22 protein-coding genes are annotated in these 19986 nt (G+C 39.7%); 12 read left to right on the top strand and 10 right to left on the bottom strand.

All coding sequences use genetic code 11. The features are described 5' to 3' along the window. Window positions 1-174: 174 nt before the first annotated feature. Complete coding sequence (locus tag F1737_RS08655) at window positions 175-378, bottom strand: hypothetical protein (protein WP_317136186.1); 204 nt, start codon at window positions 376-378, stop codon at window positions 175-177. A 236-nt stretch (window positions 379-614) separates the two neighbouring features. On the opposite strand from F1737_RS08655, the gene F1737_RS08650 reads away from it, so the two are divergent. Beyond that, window positions 615-1862, top strand: a complete 1248-nt coding sequence (locus F1737_RS08650; RefSeq protein WP_317136185.1) for a BaiN/RdsA family NAD(P)/FAD-dependent oxidoreductase — start codon at window positions 615-617, stop codon at window positions 1860-1862. A gap of 178 nt (window positions 1863-2040) precedes the next feature. Beyond that, a complete protein-coding gene (locus F1737_RS08645; RefSeq protein WP_317136184.1) occupies window positions 2041-4320 on the top strand; it encodes a PAS domain S-box protein in 2280 nt (759 codons plus the stop codon). A 65-nt stretch (window positions 4321-4385) separates the two neighbouring features. On the opposite strand, the gene F1737_RS08640 is transcribed toward F1737_RS08645, so the two are convergent. Continuing rightward, the gene (locus F1737_RS08640) at window positions 4386-4646 is read right to left on the bottom strand and encodes an RNA recognition motif domain-containing protein (protein ID WP_317136183.1); all 261 of its coding nucleotides are present in this window, start codon (window positions 4644-4646) and stop codon (window positions 4386-4388) included. Between the two features lie 199 nt (window positions 4647-4845). Between F1737_RS08640 and F1737_RS08635 the strand changes: the two genes are divergently transcribed. Further along, window positions 4846-6384, top strand: coding sequence for an AMP phosphorylase (locus F1737_RS08635; RefSeq protein ID WP_317136182.1), 1539 nt, complete (start codon window positions 4846-4848; stop codon window positions 6382-6384). 21 nt (window positions 6385-6405) lie between these two features. Here F1737_RS08635 and F1737_RS08630 read toward each other — a convergent pair whose 3' ends face one another. The 3 genes from F1737_RS08630 to F1737_RS08620 all read right to left on the bottom strand — a co-directional run bounded on the left by F1737_RS08630 (window position 6406) and on the right by F1737_RS08620 (window position 8199). Next, the gene (locus F1737_RS08630; protein WP_317136181.1) at window positions 6406-7335 is read right to left on the bottom strand and encodes a ribose 1,5-bisphosphate isomerase; all 930 of its coding nucleotides are present in this window, start codon (window positions 7333-7335) and stop codon (window positions 6406-6408) included. A gap of 85 nt (window positions 7336-7420) precedes the next feature. Further along, entirely contained in the window at window positions 7421-7627 is a 207-nt protein-coding gene (locus tag F1737_RS08625; RefSeq protein ID WP_317136180.1) for a YwbE family protein, read from the bottom strand. 239 nt (window positions 7628-7866) lie between these two features. Continuing rightward, window positions 7867-8199 carry a DUF1622 domain-containing protein gene (locus F1737_RS08620; protein WP_317136179.1) on the bottom strand — a complete coding sequence of 111 codons (333 nt, stop codon included), beginning with the start codon at window positions 8197-8199 and terminating at the stop codon, window positions 7867-7869. Window positions 8200-8316: 117 nt separating this feature from the next. Here F1737_RS08620 and F1737_RS08615 point away from each other — a divergent pair, with 117 nt between their 5' ends. Beyond that, on the top strand, window positions 8317-8787 hold the full coding sequence (locus F1737_RS08615) for a hypothetical protein (RefSeq protein ID WP_317136178.1): 471 nt from the start codon (window positions 8317-8319) through the stop codon (window positions 8785-8787). Window positions 8788-8843: 56 nt separating this feature from the next. On the opposite strand, the gene F1737_RS08610 is transcribed toward F1737_RS08615, so the two are convergent. Next, window positions 8844-9053, bottom strand: coding sequence for a DUF5683 domain-containing protein (locus F1737_RS08610; protein WP_317136177.1), 210 nt, complete (start codon window positions 9051-9053; stop codon window positions 8844-8846). Window positions 9054-9232: 179 nt separating this feature from the next. Here F1737_RS08610 and dps point away from each other — a divergent pair, with 179 nt between their 5' ends. Next, the gene (dps, locus tag F1737_RS08605) at window positions 9233-9784 is read left to right on the top strand and encodes a DNA protection during starvation protein (protein ID WP_317136176.1); all 552 of its coding nucleotides are present in this window, start codon (window positions 9233-9235) and stop codon (window positions 9782-9784) included. 655 nt (window positions 9785-10439) lie between these two features. Here the strand turns inward: dps and F1737_RS08600 are convergent. Continuing rightward, window positions 10440-11375, bottom strand: coding sequence for an IS5 family transposase (locus tag F1737_RS08600; protein ID WP_317135806.1), 936 nt, complete (start codon window positions 11373-11375; stop codon window positions 10440-10442). Between the two features lie 150 nt (window positions 11376-11525). Here F1737_RS08600 and F1737_RS08595 point away from each other — a divergent pair, with 150 nt between their 5' ends. From F1737_RS08595 to F1737_RS08585, 3 genes are all read left to right on the top strand, one after another. Next, window positions 11526-11705 carry a CxxC-x17-CxxC domain-containing protein gene (locus F1737_RS08595; protein ID WP_317136175.1) on the top strand — a complete coding sequence of 60 codons (180 nt, stop codon included), beginning with the start codon at window positions 11526-11528 and terminating at the stop codon, window positions 11703-11705. A gap of 213 nt (window positions 11706-11918) precedes the next feature. After that, on the top strand, window positions 11919-12605 hold the full coding sequence (locus tag F1737_RS08590; RefSeq protein WP_317136174.1) for a TIGR00266 family protein: 687 nt from the start codon (window positions 11919-11921) through the stop codon (window positions 12603-12605). Between the two features lie 420 nt (window positions 12606-13025). Then, window positions 13026-13865 carry a CPBP family glutamic-type intramembrane protease gene (locus tag F1737_RS08585; RefSeq protein WP_317136173.1) on the top strand — a complete coding sequence of 280 codons (840 nt, stop codon included), beginning with the start codon at window positions 13026-13028 and terminating at the stop codon, window positions 13863-13865. Window positions 13866-13991: 126 nt separating this feature from the next. Here the strand turns inward: F1737_RS08585 and F1737_RS08580 are convergent, their stop codons facing one another. After that, on the bottom strand, window positions 13992-15641 hold the full coding sequence (locus tag F1737_RS08580; RefSeq protein WP_317136172.1) for a hypothetical protein: 1650 nt from the start codon (window positions 15639-15641) through the stop codon (window positions 13992-13994). Between the two features lie 242 nt (window positions 15642-15883). On the opposite strand from F1737_RS08580, the gene F1737_RS08575 reads away from it, so the two are divergent. Both F1737_RS08575 and F1737_RS08570 read left to right on the top strand, forming a co-directional pair. After that, on the top strand, window positions 15884-16207 hold the full coding sequence (locus F1737_RS08575; RefSeq protein ID WP_317136171.1) for a type II toxin-antitoxin system PemK/MazF family toxin: 324 nt from the start codon (window positions 15884-15886) through the stop codon (window positions 16205-16207). A gap of 63 nt (window positions 16208-16270) precedes the next feature. Then, on the top strand, window positions 16271-16489 hold the full coding sequence (locus tag F1737_RS08570) for a hypothetical protein (protein WP_317136170.1): 219 nt from the start codon (window positions 16271-16273) through the stop codon (window positions 16487-16489). A gap of 40 nt (window positions 16490-16529) precedes the next feature. Here F1737_RS08570 and F1737_RS08565 read toward each other — a convergent pair whose 3' ends face one another. Both F1737_RS08565 and F1737_RS08560 read right to left on the bottom strand, forming a co-directional pair. Beyond that, the gene (locus tag F1737_RS08565; protein WP_317136169.1) at window positions 16530-17180 is read right to left on the bottom strand and encodes a DOMON domain-containing protein; all 651 of its coding nucleotides are present in this window, start codon (window positions 17178-17180) and stop codon (window positions 16530-16532) included. 204 nt (window positions 17181-17384) lie between these two features. Beyond that, window positions 17385-17738 (bottom strand): hypothetical protein, encoded by a 354-nt coding sequence (locus F1737_RS08560; protein ID WP_317136168.1) that lies wholly within the window; start codon window positions 17736-17738, stop codon window positions 17385-17387. A gap of 236 nt (window positions 17739-17974) precedes the next feature. Between F1737_RS08560 and F1737_RS08555 the strand changes: the two genes are divergently transcribed. Beyond that, window positions 17975-18793 (top strand): alpha/beta fold hydrolase, encoded by an 819-nt coding sequence (locus F1737_RS08555; protein WP_317136167.1) that lies wholly within the window; start codon window positions 17975-17977, stop codon window positions 18791-18793. Between the two features lie 52 nt (window positions 18794-18845). After that, window positions 18846-19970, top strand: coding sequence for a DUF3179 domain-containing protein (locus F1737_RS08550; protein ID WP_317136166.1), 1125 nt, complete (start codon window positions 18846-18848; stop codon window positions 19968-19970). Window positions 19971-19986 lie beyond the last annotated feature (16 nt).

The following is a 19986-nucleotide window of genomic DNA, read 5'->3' as shown; positions in this document are numbered from 1 at the left end:
GATTATAAAAACGGCTATGCCCGGTGTCTGGACGGGTCTGCCGTTAACATTACCATACAGGTCTGAACATAGAAATGTTTCTCATATGCAATGAATTATTTGGTCAAAAATATGGAATATAAATCCTGCATGATATGCAGTAAAGATCCAAAATAGGTTGTCGTCCGGATTTTTTTAATACCAGCCTTTTCGTCTCCATCTCTTTGGACCTTTAAAGCCTCTTAGTCCGTGGTGTTCGAACTGGATTTCATGCGGAGTCTCTTCATAGGTGATATCCGGATACCTGATGTCCGGTTTTTGATTTTCGCCGTGCATTTTCCTTTTTCTTGTGTGCGGTTTGTGTGATATCCGCTCAAGCTGCTTTATTTTAAGCGCCATAAATTCTCCCCCCTTTTTTGATACATGATATTTTTTGAGAATAAATATTTTTTGGAGATTCAAATGACTTTCCGGCCGGGGTGTTTTGGTATTGAAAAATTATATCATACAATAGACGGCTAAAGTTAAGCACTGATCATGTCTTTTTGGTTTTACCGGGAAAATCTGAATCTGTAAATACTTTGGTCATATTCAAATCAAAAGGCCCCGGATTTCTATAAGGAGTAGTAATTGTTGTGGAAGAATACGATGTTGTAATAACAGGGGGAGGGCCTGCCGGACTTTTTTGTGCACTCTGGTCCGGGAGGATGTGCAGAAACGAAGGACAGGAAAAAAAAATACTGCTTCTTGAAAAGAAGGAATCATGCGGTAAAAAACTGATGCTCTCAGGCCTTGGGCAGTGCAATGTGACAAATGCCCGTGATATTAAGGATTTTACAGACCGTTATGGTGACGCCGGCAGATTCGTGCGACCTTCTCTGTTTGGCTTTACAAACCGTGATCTCATCTCCTTTTTTGAGGAGAGAGGCATCCCGCTGACTGAGGAAAATGGGGGGAAGGTATTTCCAAAAAGCAAAAAAGCATCCGACATTCTGGATCTGCTGCTTTTGGAATGTGAAAAAAACGGTGTGGAAATAAGGTGCAGTGAGAGTGTTATTTTTGTCGATACTGACAATGACAGATTTATCACAAAAACAGAAAATTCCGAATACTTATCAGGAAGTCTTGTAATCGCAACCGGTGGAAAATCCTATCCCGGGACAGGCTCTTCAGGTGACGGTTACAGGTTTGCAGAGACTCTGGGCCATTCGGTTACGGAAATAGCACCCGCTCTTTGTGCGGTATATCCGTCTGAATATCCTTTTTCGTCTCTTTCAGGAATCTCGTTTGAAAATATTTCAGTCTCCCTTTATGATGGCAACAAAAAAACAAGGCAGATTACAGGCGATCTTCTCCTGACCCACAAAGGTCTTTCAGGACCATGTATTCTTCACATGTCAAGATATATACGAGCCGGAAATATCCTGAAAGTATCATTTATAAAAGAGAAAAGTCAGGATGAATTCCGAAAGGAATTCACTCAAAAAATCTCGGAAACCGGAACAATGAAAATAAAAACGGTCTTGTCAGGATATGGCCTTCCGGAAAGGTTTGTAAAACTCATTCTTTCACTCTCAGGGATAGAAACCGATATGACATGTGCCCACCTCTCAAAAAAAGCCAGAAACGGATTAATCTCGAATCTGACGGAATACCCGTTTTTAATAAAAAGAACAGGAAGTTTCAACGAAGCTATGGCAACAGCCGGCGGCGTCTTATTATCTGAGATCAATTCAAAAACGATGGAATCAAAAATCGTTCCGAATCTGTATTTCATCGGCGAGGTTCTGGACATTGACGGGGACACGGGAGGATATAATCTACAGGCGGCATTTTCAACTGCCCATATGGCCGCTCTCCGTATCTGTTCAAAGAATATTTAATAAATCTGGCCCTCATTTTTTTGGATTCCTGCTTTGAATTTAAAATTTAACCTGATTTAGATTATTTATTCATTGAATTTTATGCCCCGCGTCTTCTAATTTACGGCAGAATCTTTTCGCACAGATAACTTTAAAAAATTCAGAGCATATTAATGGATGTATGATCTCTGTGCTTTTTGTGGATGACGAATCTGCAGTACTTGATGTTGCAAAGATATATCTTGGCAGGGATCCTGATCTCGATTGCACTTTTGTCACATCGGTAACAGAGGCCCTTTTGATCCTTGAAAAAAAAAATTATGATATCATAGTTTCCGATTACGGGATGCCGGATAAAAACGGTATCGAGTTTTTAAAAATAATCCGGTCACATGATACCGGTACTCCCTTTATACTGGTAACCGGGAGGGGGACGGAGGAAGTCGTAATTGATGCCCTTAATAACGGTGCTGATTTTTATGTCCAGAAAGAAGGAGATCCAAATACTGTTTTTGCCGATTTAATTGCTAAGATAAAGATTGCAGTCCGTTACAGAAGGGCGGTTGATAAAATATTCAAATCCGAGGAGAGATACAGAACTTTATTTGAATCAGCCAATGATGCAATAATTATCCTGAACGGGGAACTCGAATGTCTTGACAAAAATAAAAAAGCAGAGGAGCTCTTCGGGTTTGTCAAAGGCATTTTTGATATGGCAAACTGCTTTTCTTTAATATTTAAAAATCCGGAAGATTTCAAAGGATCCGAAGAGGAATACAGGACATATTTCCTCGAAAAATATTTTATGCCCGTTATTTCAGGTCAGCCCCTGAGATTTGAATATATGCTTACTAGATTCAACGGTGAGCGTTTTGAGGCCGATCTCTCTCTCTCACCTTTAATAAGTGATGGCAAAACCCTGGTCCTTGCAATAATCAGGGATATTTCAAAACAAAAAGATGCTAAAAGAAGACTAATAACGGCGGTTGAAAACACAAATCAGGCTCTTCTGGAAGCAAAAAGATCGCGTGAGGATCTCTTTTGGCAAAAAAATATGCTCATGGAAAAAGAGCGTTTTTTAAAAACTCTCCTTTCAAATCTGCCGGGGATGGTCTACCAGTGCAAAAATGATCCCGGCTGGACAATGATTTTTGTAAGTGAAGGATGCAGGGATCTTACGGGATATGAACCTGAAGATCTCATAAACAATAGTCTTCTGTCCTATGGGGATGTTATCTCCCCGGAATACCGTGAAAAAGTCTGGGAATTATGGCAAAAACGCATCATGAAAAATGAAATGTATGATGACGAGTACGAGATAATCACAAAGAAGGGAGAGAAAAAATGGGTTTGGGAGCGTGGACGTCCGGTTTATGACATTAAAGGGGAGGTTGTAGCTCTTGAGGGATTTATAGCCGATACTTCTGAGAAAAAAAAGATTGAAGATGAGTTAAAAGAAGCAACAGGACACCTGAAGGCGACTCTTTACGCCATTCCCGATATACTGCTTGAAATAGACAATACAGGAAAGATTATTGATGTAAATTCCAAAAGCAGTCATGTATTTCACCGTGAAAAATATGATCTGACCGGAAAAAATCTTGCGGAAATAATGCCTGCAGGTGTGGCCGGTCCGCTGACTGAAAAAATAAGAGATGTCATAAATACAGGTGAAATGGGAAAATTACAGTTTTACATTCCTTTCAGCACCGGCTTTGAGTGGTTTGAGCTCTCTATTGCCAGACATGAATTAATCACAGGGAAAAAACCTGTTGCAATTGGTATTGTAAGGGATATAACAGAATACATCCGGTCTGAAGAATCGCTCAAACTTGCAAACAAAAAATTAAATCTCCTCTCATCAGTCACACGACATGATGTCCTGAATCAGATTACAGCGGCGCAGGGCTTTTTAGAGCTTATCTCTTTTAGTCCCCATGATGAAAAGGAGACTGCCATAATAAATAAACTGATGTCGATAATCTCTGTGATTACAAAACAGATCAGGTTTACCGGCAATTATCAGGATATTGGCCTCAACGCACCTGTATGGCAGAATCTTCATGAACTGATGAGTCTTTCAAAAGACGGAATTGAAATCCCTGAGCATGTACAGATTGAGGATAAAACAGCCGACATTGAGATTCTGGCAGACCCGATGATATCAAGGGTTTTTATTAACTTTATTGACAACACCATCCGTCACGGCAAAAATGCAGACCGTATCATAATAAGCTCAAAAAAAGAAAATAATGACTGCATTCTGATCTATGAGGATAACGGTGCCGGAGTTTCCATAATGGAGAAAGAAAGAATATTCTCACGTGGTTACGGTATGAATACAGGATTTGGTCTCTTTTTGAGCAGGGAAATTCTGGAAATAACAAATTATACGATTGTTGAAAACGGAACCTTCGGGCAGGGCGCAAGGTTTGAGATAAAGATTCCCGCAGGGTACTGGAAGTACAAATTATCCTGAAATTAAAAGATATAAATTTGCGTATGCTTTTTTGAATAAGTAATTAATCTAAAAGGAAAAACAGATTAGTATCTGTTAAATTCCCTTCTTGGACGTGGAGGGCGAGCTTCGTCAATCCTCATGGTACGTCCTTCATACTCGGTCTCGTTGAGAGCCTCTTTTGCTTTTTCTGCCTCTTCGGGTGAACCCATTTCGACAAATCCAAATCCTTTACGCTCAATGATTTTGACGCTTACAACATCACCATATTGAGAGAACAATTCTTCTAATTGTTTTTCTGTTACTGAATATGTCAGGTTGCCGACATACAATTTGCTGTTTTCCATTGCTGGTATCCTTCTATTAGTAATCTACTTTATTGGCAATGAAACCTTGTATCATTTTTTAAAATTTTTGGATTAGCAGGAAATTATTATCATCTGAATTACCGTTTTGTTTTTATTGCAAATGCTTTGCTGATCATTCAAAAAGACTATATTTGTAGGGTGCGTTAAAACTCTTTCATTCCTTTAGAGATGATGAGTAATGGTCAGACTTACTGCGAAACTGATGGATATTGATTATCCCGGTTTGATGCTTAACCGTGAAGATGCAAGGAAAATTGGTGTAATCGATGGTGGTCGTGTTCAGGTCATAAATGAGGAGACCGGTGTTTTTGCCTCTGCCTGCGTTACGACAACCGAAACAATTCTTGAGAAGGGAACCTTTGGTATTTTTTATAAGACCAATGAGCGCCTTATGGCCCGGGAAGGCAGTGTTCTTGAAGTGCGTATCGCTTCCCGTCCTCTGTCGCTTGATTACATCAAAAAGAAGATGGACGGAGGAAAATTCTCTAAGGAAGAGACAAACGCAATCGTAAACGACATAGTCAATGATGTCCTCTCCCCATCCGAGATGGGGGCATATATCACAAGTTCATACATCAACGGTCTTGACATGGATGAAGTTGAGCACCTGACCCGTGCAATGGTGGCAACCGGTGACCAGCTTAAATTCACATCTCACCCGATTGTCGACAAGCATTCGATTGGAGGGGTTCCCGGCAATAAGATCTCTTTTCTGGTCGTTCCGATTATTGCGGCGGCTGGTCTTAAGATACCGAAAACAAGTTCAAGGGCGATTACAGGCGCCGGCGGTACGGCTGATTTAATGGAGGTTCTTGCTCCTGTTTCCTTCTCTGCATCAGAAGTTCAGAAGATGACCGAGAAGGTCGGGGGCACAATTGTCTGGGGAGGTGCTACAAACATAGCACCTGCTGATGACAAGATAATCATTTACGAGTATCCTTTCAAGATTGATGCCCGTGGTCAGATGCTGGCAAGTGTTATGGCGAAAAAGTTCGCAGTGGGTGCTGATCTGGTTGTGATCGACATCCCGGTAGGGCAGCATGCAAAGGTGACGACTCCTGAGGAGGGAAGAAAGCTTGCACGGGAGTTCATTGAATTAGGTGAACGTCTTGGAATAAAAGTGGAGTGTGCCCTTACATATGGTGAATCACCAATTGGCCATGCAATAGGGGTTAACCTTGAGGTCAGGGAAGCCCTGTGGGTTTTGGAAGGTGCAAAGGAGCCGAATTCACTTATTCAGAAGAGTACGTCGATTGCCGGAATCGCACTTGAAATGTCCGGGAAAGCACAGGCAGGAGGTGGTCTTCAGGCGGCATCCGACATCCTTGCAAGCGGAAAGGCTCTTGAAAAGATGAGGGAGATTATTGAAGTTCAGGGTGGTGATCCAAAAGTGATGTCAGAGGACATTCTTCCGGGCCAGTTTTACCATATTGTAAAGGCTCCCGAGTCCGGTTATGTTGTCGAGATGAACAATCATGCCTTAATTACAATCGCCCGTGCAGCAGGAGCGCCGCATGACAGGGGTGCGGGAATTTACATCCATAAGAAAAAAGGACACAGGGTTGAAAAGGGAGATCCGATATTCATGATCTATGCTGACCGGAGCTGGCGGCTTGAAAAGGCTGTCGAAACGGCAAGGCAGCTTATGCCGATGATTGTCGAGGGAATGCTTATAGACAGGGTTCCGTCATCTTACTGGAGAGGAACACCTGAGTAGTAATATAAAAAAATAATTTTTTTAGCTGAATTCTTCTATTTTCCATCCAAGATATTCTTTAATAATTGTATATGCCATCTCAGGCGGAATTGCGCCTTTTTCGGTTATTATGAGATCTATATAAGCTGCAGGGGTTACGTCAAATGCCGGGTTTCTCACACGGACATTTTTTAGATCTTTAAGGATGGAATCATCCAGAACCTCGGATGAAGGGCGTTCTTCTATATCTATCAGGTCACCGGATACTGTTTTTGGTGCGAATTTGTAGGTCTCTGCCGCAACGATCAATGGTGTCCTTGACTCTTTTGCACAAAGGGCGATTTGTGATGTTCCTATTTTGTTTACCACTGCACCGTTTACAGTGATTGCATCTGCACCGGTTATTGCAAGGTTTACCCGTTTCATATAGTATCTTGCTGCTGAGTCTACTATAAAACTGGTTTTAATCCCCGCATCATTGAGTGTTTTTATGGTGATTAAACCCTGGTTGCGTGGTCTTACCTCGGTTGCGAAGACTTCAATCTCTTTGCCGTCTTCGTGTGCCTTTATTATGCAGGCGAGGGCGGCCTCCGAGTTGCAGTGCGTTAATATGGTATCGCCGTCTTTTATGTGCCTTGATCCGAATTCGGCAATTTTTGAAACTGAATTTATCGAATCTTCGATGAATGAGTCTGCTGTTTTTGTCAGTTTTTCTTTTGCATCTTCGATTGTCCCCGCTGCCCTGACTTCCCTCATTACGATGTTTACAGCGTTTGGGAGAGATACTGCGGTTGGCCTTGTTTTGAGGAGAACCTCCGATGCCTTTTCCATTTCTCTTTGGAATGTGTTTAGGTCAGAGGGTTTTAGTCCGTTGCCGTGCTCTTTTAATGCCTGCGCAGCATATCTGGCAATCCGTCCGGCCCCTCTGATCTCCATTGACTTTATTTTATCAGCAGTTTCATAAAGCGACATGGTTAACAGTCTTTTTGGGGGCTTAATCTATTTATAAAATAGCTGCCTTTTTTAAGATTATTACATTCTTTAAAATTGAAAAAAATTAAGAGACAATCTGCTGGACTCTTCCGACACTGCCGTCTTCGAGTCTTACTTTTATTCCGTGGGGATGAAAGGAGGAGTTTGTCAGAATATCTTTTACTTTTCCTTCTGTGAGTTTACCTGATCGCTGGTCTTTTTTAAGTTCAATTTTCACAATGTCGCCGTGATGAATATTGCTCCTCTGCTGTGCTTCTTTTGATGTTGTCATTTTAGAAATACCCTGTATTATTAATTATTTTGTCAATTTAGTTAACTGTTGTACTGTTGCCCTGATTATTGATTACTAAAATTTTAGTGATATTTTAGTGATATTTTAGTGATATTTTAGTGATATTTTAGTGATATTTTGATGATAATTTGATGATAATTTTGGTGATTATTCTAAAAAAGTGGAAAAAAAGTTACAGAAATCTAATTGTCGGGAGATCACAAATTGATCTTGAATTTTCATTCTAATTTGAATTCCGTGGCCTCTTTTGAGAGGAAGTATCCGAGTATTGTTCTTATTACAACTACTGATGCGAGAATTCCCAGCTCTTCGAGTGTAGGAGTCATCAGTGTTGCAAGGAGATCTGCCGCAATTAGAAATTCAAGTCCGAATACAATTTTTCCAGTAAATTCAATTCTTATCTGGTTGTAAATATAATCTTTTCTCCGTAGTTCGAGAAGTATAACTTTAATTGTCGCCTTTAACCCGCCGTACACTATGAGTGCGGCTCCGATAAACTCGAAAAAGTACGAGAATATCCTGGCTATTTCAAGCAGCAGGGGAAAATCCATATTGTTCAAAGAGTTGTTTTGTTACTATAAATCCTTTTTACATGCGGATGTGATTGTGTGGCATGTTGTGTCCTTTTCCGATTGGATTATCCGGTATCAAAGCTAAAGTGGATTAATATGGATAGAAATAAGTTGATTATTCCTGTATCTGTGTTAGTGCTTGTATTCGTGTCTCTTTTTTCAGCAGGATGCACAGGAGAAAACGGTTCACAGGATATAAATGGCGAAAGTTCAGATAACCCCGGGGGACTTCTTGTTGAATACCACAGAACCGGTGGTTTTGCAGGGTTTAATGACAGGGTTCTTCTTTTTGAAAACAAAACTGCAATAATTTACAAAAATGGTGTGGAAACCTCGGTTTTGGTTGATGATGAGACTCTTTTAAATATCAGGACAATTATCGATTCTGAAAAATTCATGGCTTTAGAGGATGAATACAAACCAGAATCACAGGGTTATGATCTTTTTTTCTATGAGGTCTCTGCAAAAGGCAAAACTGTAAGTGCACAGGATGGTGCTGTTCCGGAAATATTGAGTCAGTTAATTGAAGAGATGAACGGGATAATGAATAAGGCCTCTGTAAATTAAGAGATTTTGTCCTGTCTTTAATGAAAAAATTAAGAAAAATAATTTTATTTTTAAATTCAGCTTTCCTGTGCTGTCTTATATGCATCGTACATGCTGTATATCCATACGATAAAATAGAGGGGAATTCCGATTAAAACAACTACAAGGGCCCCTGATATAACTGCAAAGACAAACAGTGCCACAGCCTTAAGGAACTGTCCTGTATAAAACTGACCCAGTCCGGGAATAAAAAATGAGAGAATGAGTGCCAGTATTGGTGATGCCATGATAAAATATTGTCCTGACAATTATTAAAAGATATTAGTGAATAATGTCTGATTTCGGTTAAAAACTGTGTTTAGGGTAATTTTTCCGTGAAAATAAATTTTGCGGTGCAAGAAAATGTCTGGCAAATGTTTATACGGTTTAATCCCTTTTCTGGTAAGCAAAAGGGGGCAATAAAAAAATGGCAACTGTTACAAGACAGATGGTGGAAAAAGCGGGTGTGGATGTTGATAAACTGGTAGATTTGCTGGTAAAAAACGCTGCTGCCGAGCTTACAACCTTTTATTATTATACTATTCTCAGGGTAAACCTGGTGGGGCTTGAGGGGGAGACTATCAAAGAGATCGCGGAAACCGCAAGGATCGAGGACAGAAATCACTTTGAAGCACTGGTTCCGAGAATCTACGAACTTGGAGGGGAACTCCCGCAGAGTATGGTTGATTTTCACAACGTCTCAGGCTGTCCTCCGGCAAATCTTCCAAAAGATCCAAAAGACACAATGGAGATGCTCAAAATTCTTCTTGAGGCTGAAAGATGTGCAGTGAGACAATACACCCATATCTGTAATTTAACCGCCGGAAAGGATCACAGAACTTACGATCTTGCACTCTCTATTCTAAACGAAGAGATTGAGCATGAATCCTGGTTCTCGGAGTTCATTGGGGAAGGACCTTCCGGACATTTCCTAAGAAGGGGTGATACATCGCCTTTCGTCTCAAAATTCCTCAGGTGAATTTTTTAGAAATTAATGAAAACGGGATCATATCCTGATATTTTCCTGTTTTTGAATGCTGTTACAGCGCGGTGTTTTGCATTCTGAAATGTCTGAAAATCTTTATGATAATTTGTTCTTTGGCTCCTGTCTCTCTCATGTCAGGTTTGATTTAAACCATATCAGCACCAAAAATTATTTTTTTGTACAGGATATTATCCATATGCATAACGGGCAATTTGGACTCATATCCTGTTTTTTTGGCATTACTGGGGCTGAATAAATATTTATGCCGGAATTGTTTTAAACAGGAATCCTGAGAAATGTAATTAATTTTATTAAAATTAATTTAATTTATTGGATATCAGTCGTGATTTTTAAAATCCAAATAAAATCTGAGTTAATGCAACAGATCCATTCAGTCAGGGATATCAAAAATTATAAGTGAATATTAAAACATTCCAGCGTAAAATATTAATTAATTCCATGTTTTGGTGCAGGAAATCATTTTTAGGAAATTATATCTATATAATTGAGAAATTGAAGATAATAATATTAGAGAATTACTATAATCCCAATTTTTACTGAATCAATAAGATCAAAGGTTTGTTCTTCCGATTTATTTTTTCATTTCTTTGAATATTTCTTTCAATTTCAGATAGCTATCGCTCTTTGATCAATGTCCATAAATTGTTCTCATTTGATAGAGATTAAAACAAAATGCTGAAAACATATTTTTCACCCGCACTCTTTTCAAATCGGTTACTTTTACACTGCCTGATCCAAAAACTGATTTAATCACAGCAAATGGTCTTTCCCCTTTGGATCTTTTCCTGCTGATTCTATTATTACGAAGTTTGTCTCTGATACCTATTGGATGGTCTCTTGCTCCTCTCAACATTGTGGCATTGTATCCTTTGCATTCAGCTCCCTGATAGCCTCTGTCCCGGTAAACAACTTCATCAATATCAGATAAATCAATCTGACTGTCGTGTAGAGATGCAGTAGTAGTACAAATCCTTCGAATCAGATCATAATCACTGTCAATAATTACGTGCAGCTTATATCCAAAGTAAGATTTCCCTCCTTTCTTTGTCCATGTACCGTCCTTACTTCTTCTGGTCTTTGCTTCTTTTCCTCTTGGAGTATCAACTCTTGTATGTCCGGGATCTGAGTGAATAAATGTTGCATCCTGAATCATACCTTTTCTAATTGAAAGACCTTTAAGATCCAGTTGTCGCTGTAATTCATTCCAAATTAGAGAATCTTTTCCGGATTTGGATAGTCTTTCACGAAAAAGCCAGATAGTAGAACGATCAGGTATCTTTAAGGGATAACCCAAAAATTGTCTGAAAGAAATCCTGTCATTAGCCTGTCTTTCAAGTTCAGGATCAGAGAGACCGTGCCATTGCTGAAGGACGAGCATCTTAATCATCAGAACCTCATCCAGATTTGGACGGCCTCCAATTTCAGTTTGGTTTGTATATAGTTCTTTGATGATAGGGCGGAATTGTTCCCAGTCAATCATCTTTTCAACTTCACCCAATCGATCTCCCAATTCAGCAATATGCTCATATTCACTTTTTATTGCAAAATTAGTGAAATTACTCATGAATTAAAGATCGATCTGGGAAAATAAAGTACTTGTGGTTGAGGGGGGTTTATAGAAATCCTCATTAATTTTCTTTAAGATCATGGAGAGTTATATTAACTAGAATAGCATACTACTACAAAGCAGAGTTTTTTCTGTTGGAAAATAAAAATGAATGATAGAAGTTTTGGAGGCCGCAGAAACTTCGGCGGTCCCAGCGAACCAAGAGAAATGCACAAAGCAGTGTGCTCAGATTGTGGAAAGGAATGCGAAGTTCCATTCAAGCCAGCCGAGGGAAGACCGGTATATTGCAGGGACTGCCTGCCAAAATACAGAAAACCAAGGTTCTAAATTTTTAATTTTTTTTTATTTTAGCTAATTGTAAGCTGCGGTTATTATCAGAGCGTTTTTTGTAAAACATTTCAGCAGAAGTGTTCTTTTATTCTGTAATTATTTATAGTAAATAACCTGATGTTTCTCCGGGGGTAAAAATGCTGTACTGTCTCATACCTGTTATATCCGGATGATTTATCTCATATTCCCTAAGACTATATTGTCAGTAAAATGAGATATGAATTAATAGGAGACAATCTCCAGATGGTAAAGCTCTCAATTGAACCTGGGGAAAAGGTTCGTGCGGAAGCGGGTTCAATGGTCAACATGAGCGGAAATATGGAGATGTCCTCCAAATTGAAGGGCGGAATATTCGGGGGAATAAAACGTGTCCTTTCTTCTGAGAGTTTGTTTTTGTCAGAGTTTACACCCTCAAAAACGCCTGGGTTTGTTTCTTTTGCAGGAAATGTGCCCGGTAAAATATTCCCGCTTGAGCTCAACAGTGGCAGTGATTTTATTGCCCAGAAAGATGCATTCCTCTGTTCTGAAGAGAATGTTGAACTTGACATAGTGCTGACAAAAAAGATTCGTGCCGGTCTTTTTGCCGGTGACGGGTTCATTCTTGAGCGTCTCTATGGTGAAGGGATGGTATTTCTACACTGCTGTGGTGATTTAATTGAGATGAATCTTGAACCCGGTGAGACAGTCAGGGTTGAAACAGGTCTTGTGGTAGGGTTTGAAAGCTCGGTTGATTACTCGATAAATCTTGCCGGCGGTGTAAAAACAGTGCTCTTTGGAGGCGAGGGTCTGTTCCTTACAACTCTCACAGGACCTGGAAAAGTTATTCTTCAGTCGATGGATATAGCCAAACTTGCAGCATCCCTGATTCCGTTTATGCCGACAACATCAGGCCAATAAATTAAAAATAATTTTTTTAAAGCTGATATTCCTGACTCCTGTTCCCTTAAACAATAAACTTGAGTACTTAGCCAAAAATTTACAAACCAAAATCCAAGCATGAAGGTCACCAAAAGAAAGGATCTATATATTCTGTGGGTTTTTGTATTTATAAAAGGCATAAAGATGGATAAATATTTCAGGAAATGTGTGTGGAGAATCCGCCAGCCAAACGTCAATATTGAAGACCTCTGCCTGGAAAGTTGATTTTATTTAAAGACTGGTCTTCGCCAGTCCCTGACCGGACAACGAGAAAGATCCACAACACTTATAAAACGAGATTTGCTATTGAATCATCATATCGCATCAGAAACAGTATTTCTCAGATCATGAAATATATTACATAAACTATTATTTATATTGGGGTCCTGAATAGTATGCATGAATAATAAATCTATCCGCAATATTGTTGTATTTATTATTGTTGTAATTATGAGTGGCTGGATAGGTATTCTTGTAGACTCTTTACTTATTGACCAGCCTCCCGGTGATTCTCTTGGCATGGGAGTCTGGCTGGTATTGCCAATGCTGACAGCAATTGCAATCACTCTATTCTCAAAGGGCAATTGGAAAGATTTTGGTTTTTTGCCGAATTTCAAGGGAAACATAAAATGGTACCTGATTGCTTTTTTTATATTTCCTGTTGTAACAGCAATCGTTTTGATAATCGGAGCTTTAACAGGATGGATTGACTTATCAGCATTGGACCTCAGACTTTTTATTCCGGTGGTTTACAGCGGTTTTTTACTTAATTTCTTTATAGATATTTTTGACGGGCCACCTCTGTATGGTTATCTGTCTTCGCAACTCACTAAAATAAATCTTAATGACTGGAAGGTATATCTCATTGTTGGCGGTCTGTGGGGAATCTGGCATGCTCCATATTTACTGTTCTTTTTATCAGAAACAGATATTCAGGCAGTGTTACCTGTTAGTCTTGGGGTCTTTTTCATTTTTTTTATGATAACAATAGTATGCTGGGGAGTTATGTACATTGAGCTTTACCGGGTAACACAATCAATCTGGCCGGGTGTTATATTGCATATGGTAGAAGATGCACTAATAAATCCTTTAGTTATTGCAGGTTATATCAGCATTGCAGCGGGAACAGAAATTTTTATTTCACCAATCTGTGGGATTATTACTTCGATTCTTTACTTATTGGCTGGATTAGGAATAAGAAGGTACAGAATACAGGGAACCTTTAGGACAAACACTTAAAATTTAATAATATTTATTAAATCGATACGTTTTCCAGTGAGAAAAGGTGTCAGGATGGATAAATATGTCAGGAAATGTGCAGGGTCCAAACCTCAATATTGAAGTCCTCTGACCTGACAGGGGATTTCACATTGCTTCAATTCTTCTGAATCGGAAAATAATTCTCCAGTCCTGTTGTTCCCTGAGTGTTATCTCGTTCATCTCTTCGAGAACACCGCATAATTCACCCATATCCCTGACATGACGTGTCTGGTTTTTTATTGCAGTCAGATGCCTTACAATATGTGAATATCTCTCAGAATTCCTGAGATATTCCCTCTGTACTCTGACAGCCGCAATAGCTGAGCCCACCGCAGGAAGTGTTATTGTCAGATATGCAAGCATAAGAGATCCTTCTACATTTCTTATCTCCCAGTGTCCTATCCCTGCTGCATGAATCACTGCGAGAATAAGTGTCAGTACAAATATTGTTTCTCCGGCAATTGCGAGGTAGAAGAATTTTTTTCGCGAAGATCTGCTCCTCTCTTTATAAAATTTAAGTTTGTATCCAATCCATGCCGATGCAAAAAACTTTTTAAGCGGTTCAAAAGGAATATCAAGGCGGCAGTATTCAATTTTTCCCGATTCTGTAAGTGATTCAAAAGCCATCACCATCCAGTCATTTGGTCTGTGTGCAAGACTCATATGAGGAGGAGTGTCGGGTTTTTCACAGGTTATGCATACGATGCACAGGAAAAATGCAGCCCTGATTCTCTCAGATAAAAAACTGTAATCAATCCACTTTCTGTGAAAATCTCCATACCTTGATCCTGTCATCAGAAGGATTATTAGAAAGATTTCAGCAACTTCAATCCAGACAATTTCGGGCATCTCAGGGAAAAAAAGTGTCTGGAGAGTGATCGTCAATACTGCCATCGCTGCCAGTATTGAAGCAAATGTCCCTGCAATTGAGTAATACATGCGGTATTTTTCGGACAGCATTCTGCTTCTGATAAACTGGGGCAGAAGCTGACTATATATCTTGGATATTGCATCTTCAGAAAGACCTGCATTTTTGCATTCTTCCCTTAATGCTGAGATATATTTCAGAGCCTTTTTTTGAAATAAATAATCTGACAGGTACTCGCTGTTATAGTCATTTAGCTGTGTGTATGACTCAAAAATACGGTCATCATGAGGCATTTCAAAAGTCTCCTCCATAAGGGGATTTATCGCAACAACCGTTCTGCCGTAGTTTCTGGCAATGTCAAATACGCTGCCTTTTCTGTATTTTGTTGTTTCCGGTTCCCATTCCCCTGTCAGGATTACAAATGAGCTCCGCTCGATGACCGGTTCATAGTGTGATTCCGAAACTTTCTTTGAATTGCCCTCCTCTGAGACAATCTCAACATCAAATGATATTTCGCCTTCAAATGGCATCCTTATCTCATCATCCCTGAAGGGTATTTTCAGGAGCACAACTTTTGGTTCATTGCACTTCTTCCAGATTGGATCTTTTGAAAGTGATTCAAGAATTATGTGTTCAGGTCCGGGATTGAAGGGAAGGATAAACCTGTAAGTGTGGGGAGTGTTGAAGAGAATCTTTTCCATTTTCAAAAAGACTGTTTTTACTGATTTCAGTACCTTTTCAATATCAAAGCTCTGTTCTGTGGCGATAAAACCAATGCTGACAGAGACCGGCAGGGGGCCTGGGAAGAGGATTTGGGGCTGTTTAGTACCACTGATATTTTCTGATGATAAAAAACCGGCCTTATGTATTTCTTCATCAGGTTTCATCAAAACCCCCTCAGTTTTTTTCTATCTCTGGTTGTATTGCAAATAAAGATTTGCACGTATCCGGGCCCGTCCAAATCAGATTTTTCTGCCTGATTTTTATGATATTTTTGATAATCAGTTATAAGTTCTGATTTCCGGAGTATAGTCTGGTAAAACCGCCGGTGGTATGGTTTGACTGATTTTTTAGCTTAACCAAAATGTTTTCAAAATTCCGGTGTCATAATCATAATAGCAGTAGAAAAATGTCTGAATATTTCCGTGGGGATGTAGTGATCGCTAATGTCAGAATTGACGGCAGAAATGAGAGAAAGATGCGCCCCGTTGTAGTCCTTGGCAGGGGTGGTTTTTCCGGATCTGTTTATGCCTGCCCGATCACAAGCAGGGAGCCTTTTGATTCATCTTATGTCCCAATCGGGCTTGATGACTTTGAGAAAGGTGGTCTTGATCTTTTTGATGAGAGCTATGTCCTTTTGTCCCATGCCTGCACCATAAGAAATTCCGATGTTGCCGGTAAAAGAGGAAAGTTAACAAAGGAATCCTTAAAAGTAATTGAATCCCGCCTATGAACAATAAACCGGCTGTCCTGTTTTTGGCAAAAATATATATGTGATTTTGTTCTTCTAAGGCATATGGCCTATAAATTTGCATACATTTCTGTTTTTGGATATCCTCTGATAATCTATCTTGGGATTGCAGTTATTACGTCCCTTTTTGCAACAGCAGCCGTTCCTCTGCTGAATAAAAGGAGAGCTAAAAAAATACCGGTTGTCTGGCATTTCAGACTTGCAGGTTTAACGAGTACTCTTGCTTTGGTTCACGGAATTACGGGTATAATGGCCTATCTCTAAAAATAAATTTTGGATATTGTATCTTTTTTTGGTTATTTTTTCAGATAGTTGCAGTGCCTTTTTTGATGTTATGTTTAAATGACGGCTCGTCACTGTCTGCAAGGGCCCATATGATTTTCTGCCCTGACCCGGGTTTTATTACTTTGTCAAAAGGATCTCCTGTGTTGAGTTTCCGTGAGAATTCAATTGTTGTTTCACCGCTTTTTTCGGTTCCCTCATAATTGTTGATATTGTTTATTCCCTGAAGTTCGGTATCGGGTGGATGTGGACCGAAATTTCCTGTTGAATACATGTCATATATGTAAGCTCCGTCTGATTTCACTCCGCCGAGGATTATATCGGCATCCTTCATGTTTGAAGATGGTTCAAATCCTATTGCAACCCATCCTGTTGATTTTCCGGTAATCCCTGCATAAAATGTGTCGCCTGAAGCCGTCCAGTAGAGATCAAAGAGGCCTTCTGAGAGTGTTTTGTGGTTACTGTATTCACCCTCACTGATTATGCCGTCTGTTTTGTAGTTTTCACTTAGGGTTTCTTTTGTTCCACCATATGTTTCCGTTTGTGTTGCTGTACCCTCCGGGATTTCTGTGCCGGGAATTTCCCCACCCGGACCGGTGTCATAATCCGTGCAGCCGGAAATGAGCAAAATCATAACCCCAAGTAAACCAAAAATCAGGATCATTCCTTTCATAAGGTGTCCTGAATGTATGGTATGTGTAATATAATTATCTCTAAAAAGTATTCTGCCGTAAATATCATCTCATGCAGGATAAAGCCTGATATAAATTATTTAAACCGTTTTACCTTAGATAAAGCCCTTCCAATACGATCTTTAAAAACGTGAACAGACAACGCTGTATACGTCTGATAAAAATCCCCGGTTTAAAAAAAATATTTATTCCATTTCTGTTAGGTAAAACCGGTTTTCAACAGATTCCAGGGTTTCAATAATCTCTTCTGCGTAGATGATTCCCTTTCTGTTTAAAGTCCATTTCATTCCGGACATTGTGGATGAATCAATAATCCATCCCTTTTCCATTGATTCCTCTATTGCGGGAATAATTTCTTTCTTCGAAATTGCAGCTTTTCTTTCGATATCCTGCTGACTTACGTTTTTTCGTCCGTTTTCACCAAGGATGTAAAGCGAAAGAATAATTCTGTCGATTTTTCTTTTAGCGGGATTTCCCTCATCCTTTCTATATTTCCTGTCATATTCGCGCAGGGCAGATTTAATTGTCCAATTTGCCAAAATACCACCTTTATAATGGATATTCTCACAATAGTGAAACTGAATTATCAGATTTTATTATCCGTGTGAATGGATATTACTTTTGAAAGGGGTATGGTTTTGATCTCTGTTGCCGGTATTATGTGAATAATTTAATCTGGACCTGCCTGTGAATTCACCCTGCAAAAAAGAAATACTATTTTGCTGTAAACCTTTTTTAGACACTTATTACAAACAGAATGGCACAGGTAAATTGCATGAGCCCGAAAAATGCTGATATAAAAACTGTTTTTGCAAACGGAATCGATATTGCGTATAAAGAATACGGAAACAAAGAGCCTCTGCTGATGATAACGGGCTATTCTGCCACTATGGATATGTGGAGTACGCAACTAATTGATCAACTCTCCCGAAATTACCGGGTAATTGTGTTTGACAACAGGGGAATGGGGCTTTCCGGAACAACAGATGATGAATATTCAATGCGGCTTTTTGCAGATGATACTGCAAAATTCCTTGAAGAGATTGGTATTGAATCCGCACATGTTCTCGGATGGTCTATGGGGACTAACATTGCACAGGAACTTGCCCTCAATTATCCTGAAAAGGTCAGAAAACTGATAATGTATGCCGGAGAATGCGGCGGAGGAGAGATGATAATGCCTGACCCGGAGGTATATGAGTCACTGTCCGATACCTCCGGAACTGATGAAGAGAAAGGAATGCGGTTTTTAAAACTTCTTTTCCCTCCGGACTGGATGGAAGAAAACCCGGTCATCGAAGAGTATTTCCCGGAAATAACTGAAGAAATATCTCCTGAAAATGTGGATAAACAATATAATGCAATGCAAACCTGGGAAGGCTCATACACAAGACTCACAAAACTTGATATTCCCGTTTTAATAATCACCGGAACGGAAGATGTACTTACACCGCCTGAAAACTCACTTTTCCTTGCCGGACAAATCAGCGGTTCATGGCTTGTGCAGATGAGGGGTGCCGGACACGGGGCAATGTATCAGTACCCTCTGGAGATGGCAGAAGTGATCTCATGTTTCATTGAGGCATCACATTAATAACTTTTCAGGAACCATTGCAATAAAATCAACCAAAAGGGAGTGAGTTTTTTTGGGGGGCAAAAAAACCATAATTATTACGAATACTGCAATAATACTTATTTTCATAATTCTTGCAACAATTGCGGCTGTCTTTTGTATATTGACCGGATGCGGTATTGATTTTGGAGGGGATCAGACCGGGGAATCAGGCGAATTTGAGGATTACCAAAAAAACATAGTTGTATCAAAGGCAAAAAAAGACAGCATTCCTCCTCTGGAATTCCCCCGTTATGTCAGTGTTGATGATGCAAAAAAATACATGGACAATGGTGATATCGTATTTTTATATACAGACGGCTCATCATCATGGATTTTTCCGAGGAAAATCATGGTCTGGCATGAGATCGTAAACGACAAATTCAACGAAAAGCCCCTTTCAATAACCTACTGCCCGCTTACCGGAAGTGTTATCGGGTATGTCCGAAATACAGGCGGCGAAGAGACAACATTCGGAACATCGGGACGCCTTTTAAACAGCAATCTTGTTTTATATGACAGGCTGACTCAAAGCCTGTGGTCACAGATTATGGGAACGGCAGTATCGGGAAAACTTGCCGGAGAAGAACTAAAAATTGTCCCTGTTATCTGGACAAACTGGGGAGATGCCTCTTTTGAGTATCCGGAATCTTTGGTCCTCTCTGATCAAACCGGCTTTTTGCGTGACTACCAAAAAGATCCCTACGGATCATATGATGACCCTGCATCCTATTATGTATCAGGAGATCCTTTGTTTCCGCTGATGTCTTATAATTACGATTTACCCTTTAAGGAGGTCGTTGTTGCGATAAAGTCCGAAAACCGGACATATACCATTCGAAAATCCGATGTTGTAAAAAACCGTGTCGTAAATGGCGGACTGCCTGAATTTTTGTTTGTTGCCATATATGATGAAAGGCTTGATGCGGTCAGGGTGTTTGACAGAGATTTTGATGGACAAATCCATGATTTTGAGTATGCCGACAATAAAATTATCAGCACAGGATTAAATTACACCTGGACAGCTGACGGATTTTTGGAATCCAAAGTTTCTCTGGTATCTAATCAAAAAAGATTATCTCCGGTTGATAGTTTTGAAGTCATGTGGTTTTCGTGGTCGGCATTTTACCCTGAAACAATAATTACCGGTAACACCTGACCTCTTTTTGTCCAAC

Origin of the sequence: Methanoplanus sp. FWC-SCC4 (assembly GCF_032878975.1) — an archaeon.
Classification (GTDB): Archaea; Halobacteriota; Methanomicrobia; order Methanomicrobiales; family Methanomicrobiaceae; genus Methanochimaera; species Methanochimaera problematica.
The sequence above is the reverse complement of the archived record's forward strand: the minus strand, read 5'-3'. Positions and strand labels throughout refer to the sequence as shown.

Bases quoted from the DNA above. Each gene is read 5' to 3' on its own strand.
- F1737_RS08635 (WP_317136182.1), top strand. From the start codon at position 4,846: ATGGTCAGACTTACTGCGAAACTGATGGATATTGATTATCCCGGTTTG.
- F1737_RS08585 (WP_317136173.1), top strand. From the start codon at position 13,026: ATGAATAATAAATCTATCCGCAATATTGTTGTATTTATTATTGTTGTA.
- F1737_RS08620 (WP_317136179.1), bottom strand. From the start codon at position 8,199: ATGGATTTTCCCCTGCTGCTTGAAATAGCCAGGATATTCTCGTACTTT.
- F1737_RS08575 (WP_317136171.1), top strand. From the start codon at position 15,884: ATGTCTGAATATTTCCGTGGGGATGTAGTGATCGCTAATGTCAGAATT.
- dps (WP_317136176.1), top strand. From the start codon at position 9,233: ATGGCAACTGTTACAAGACAGATGGTGGAAAAAGCGGGTGTGGATGTT.
- F1737_RS08555 (WP_317136167.1), top strand. From the start codon at position 17,975: ATGAGCCCGAAAAATGCTGATATAAAAACTGTTTTTGCAAACGGAATC.
- F1737_RS08655 (WP_317136186.1), bottom strand. From the start codon at position 378: ATGGCGCTTAAAATAAAGCAGCTTGAGCGGATATCACACAAACCGCAC.
- F1737_RS08580 (WP_317136172.1), bottom strand. From the start codon at position 15,641: ATGAAACCTGATGAAGAAATACATAAGGCCGGTTTTTTATCATCAGAA.
- F1737_RS08615 (WP_317136178.1), top strand. From the start codon at position 8,317: ATGGATAGAAATAAGTTGATTATTCCTGTATCTGTGTTAGTGCTTGTA.
- F1737_RS08625 (WP_317136180.1), bottom strand. From the start codon at position 7,627: ATGACAACATCAAAAGAAGCACAGCAGAGGAGCAATATTCATCACGGC.
- F1737_RS08630 (WP_317136181.1), bottom strand. From the start codon at position 7,335: ATGTCGCTTTATGAAACTGCTGATAAAATAAAGTCAATGGAGATCAGA.
- F1737_RS08570 (WP_317136170.1), top strand. From the start codon at position 16,271: ATGGCCTATAAATTTGCATACATTTCTGTTTTTGGATATCCTCTGATA.
- F1737_RS08595 (WP_317136175.1), top strand. From the start codon at position 11,526: ATGAATGATAGAAGTTTTGGAGGCCGCAGAAACTTCGGCGGTCCCAGC.
- F1737_RS08590 (WP_317136174.1), top strand. From the start codon at position 11,919: ATGAGATATGAATTAATAGGAGACAATCTCCAGATGGTAAAGCTCTCA.
- F1737_RS08565 (WP_317136169.1), bottom strand. From the start codon at position 17,180: ATGAAAGGAATGATCCTGATTTTTGGTTTACTTGGGGTTATGATTTTG.
- F1737_RS08600 (WP_317135806.1), bottom strand. From the start codon at position 11,375: ATGAGTAATTTCACTAATTTTGCAATAAAAAGTGAATATGAGCATATT.
- F1737_RS08640 (WP_317136183.1), bottom strand. From the start codon at position 4,646: ATGGAAAACAGCAAATTGTATGTCGGCAACCTGACATATTCAGTAACA.
- F1737_RS08610 (WP_317136177.1), bottom strand. From the start codon at position 9,053: ATGGCATCACCAATACTGGCACTCATTCTCTCATTTTTTATTCCCGGA.